Origin of the sequence: Zoogloea oleivorans (assembly GCF_008107625.1) — a bacterium.
In the GTDB taxonomy this organism is placed as follows: Bacteria; Pseudomonadota; Gammaproteobacteria; order Burkholderiales; family Rhodocyclaceae; genus Zoogloea; species Zoogloea oleivorans.
In genome coordinates this window covers 1-1,845 of record NZ_SDKK01000084.1, presented here as the reverse complement: position 1 = coordinate 1,845, position 1,845 = coordinate 1, and the positions used below count along the sequence as shown (strand labels likewise).

Below are 1,845 nucleotides of genomic sequence, written 5' to 3'. Positions count from 1 at the left end.
CATTGGCACCGGACCTTCGTTCGCTTCTCGCGCTGGCGCGAGAAAGGGGTGTGGGAGCGGGTTGCCACAGCGCTGCGTAGCGAGGCCGACATGGAATATCTGTTCCTCGACTCGACCATCGTGCGAGCCCACCAACACGCTGCCGGCGCCCAAAAAAAGCGGGCGACCCGCAAATCGGCCGCTCGCGGGGCGGATTGACCACCAAGCTGCATGTGGCGGTGGATTCCCTGGGCAATCCGGTGCGAGTCATTCTCACGGCAGGTCAGATCTCCGATATCGGACAAGCGGGCGCACTCATCAAAGATCAGCCCGCCGAGTTCATTGTGGCCGACAAGGGCTACGACTCGGATGCCTTTGTCGAAACCATCACGGCGCAAGGCAGCCAGGCGGTCATTCCACCTCGCGCCAACCGACTCAACCCGCGTACCTTCGATCGCCATATCTACAAGGACCGCAATCTGATCGAGCGCTTCTTCTGTCGGATCAAGCAATTCAGACGTATCGCTACGCGCTACGACAAACTCGCCCAGTCATTCCTGTCCTTCGTTCATCTCGCTTGCGCTTTCGTCTGGTTGGCGTAATTGAGAACAGACCCTAGCATTTTACTGAATGCTCCCGGTGCGAAGAGCACATCGCTCCGACATGGCCACCGCCCACTTGGGATTCACCGCGAAGAACTGTATCTCGCACCCAGTACCATTCCAGGGTTTTGAAGGCTGCCTGTGATTGCCCGGTCACCAAGACCTCCACAAGCAAGGTTCTATTACGTGTTTTGCCCTTTCTCACTGTGGTGAGAACGCGGATCACGGGAGCATTTCTGATCCCCCTTCGTCATTGACCTCACTTCGCCGCTCTTCACGTAACCCTACGAGGCTGCGCCCCCTATCAGCTACCAGTGCGGTGACGGGACGGGTCCTCTGACTATAAGCGTCACGTACGACAGCAGACATCCCAACACTTGACTATCCAGGCTATCAGCCGCAAGCAACTCGGAATAAGTACGAGTGCCACGCATGCGGACCACCTACGAAGCCGATTACATGGGACCCAAGCAGTTCGGCATGCACGCCCTCCACTTGACCCGAAACTGCGAGAATCTAGAGCATGTTCTGAACGATGTTCATGGCCTCTGTCAGGTGGGGCAACCTGAGGCAGGCAAAGGCCAGATAGTGCAATCCGGCCAGGGTTTCGGGCAGCCTTTCGTAATCGCGGGCCAGACGGCGAAAGCGGGCGGCCCAGCCGAAGCTGCGTTCAACCACCCAGCGGCGCGGTAGCAGCACGAAACCCCGCTTGGCCTCGGGGAGCTTGACCACTTCGAGTGGTGATGCCGTGCTCAAGGCTGGCAAGCAGATTGCCCAGCGTATCGACGGCCAGATGAATTTTCGAGCCCTTCTTGCGCTTGGCCCCGTCTTAGCCGGCGCGGGCACCGCTGGTGGGGGTCGATTGCAGCGTCCAGTTGTCCAGAATGGCGGCCGATGGATCCGTCAAGACACTCGGGCAGCAAACTGACCTGAGTGCGAGGCACGACTTCAATGAACCGTTTCATGCCGATATCCTGAGCACGACGAAGACCCAACTTTACCGGCAGAGCAGACGTTTTTACACAGCCTCGGTCGGAAGTGTGAGTTCACCGGATCGACAAGCGGCCCTTCAACGTGATTTTCGGCTGAACTACAGGTAACCGGCGCCGGAGCCGAAGGCGGAGAGTACAAACAGCGGGCACGCCCGCTGTTTGCGTCCGCGTTGAACCTCCAGTGAGACTCAGGCGCAGAGACACAATATTGCACACGGCAATTCCCAAACGCTAGCAGGTCGATGCAAAACGCCGAGAAGCCTCGCCAACCG

Annotated in this window: 1 protein-coding gene and 2 pseudogenes; 2 read left to right on the top strand and 1 reads right to left on the bottom strand. The window is 58.7% G+C overall.

Going from position 1 to position 1,845, the window contains the following annotated elements:
- Positions 1–198: pseudogene (locus tag ETQ85_RS27195) on the top strand (IS5/IS1182 family transposase); the annotation flags it as partial.
- Positions 195–581 carry an IS5 family transposase gene (locus ETQ85_RS25825; RefSeq protein ID WP_246128920.1) on the top strand — a complete coding sequence of 129 codons (387 nt, stop codon included), beginning with the start codon at positions 195–197 and terminating at the stop codon, positions 579–581. The pseudogene ETQ85_RS27195 and the gene ETQ85_RS25825, both read left to right, overlap by 4 nt.
- A 516-nt stretch (positions 582–1,097) precedes the next feature.
- Here ETQ85_RS25825 and ETQ85_RS25820 read toward each other — a convergent pair.
- Positions 1,098–1,482, bottom strand: a pseudogene (locus ETQ85_RS25820) (transposase); the annotation flags it as partial.
- Between the last annotated feature and the right edge of the window lie 363 nt (positions 1,483–1,845).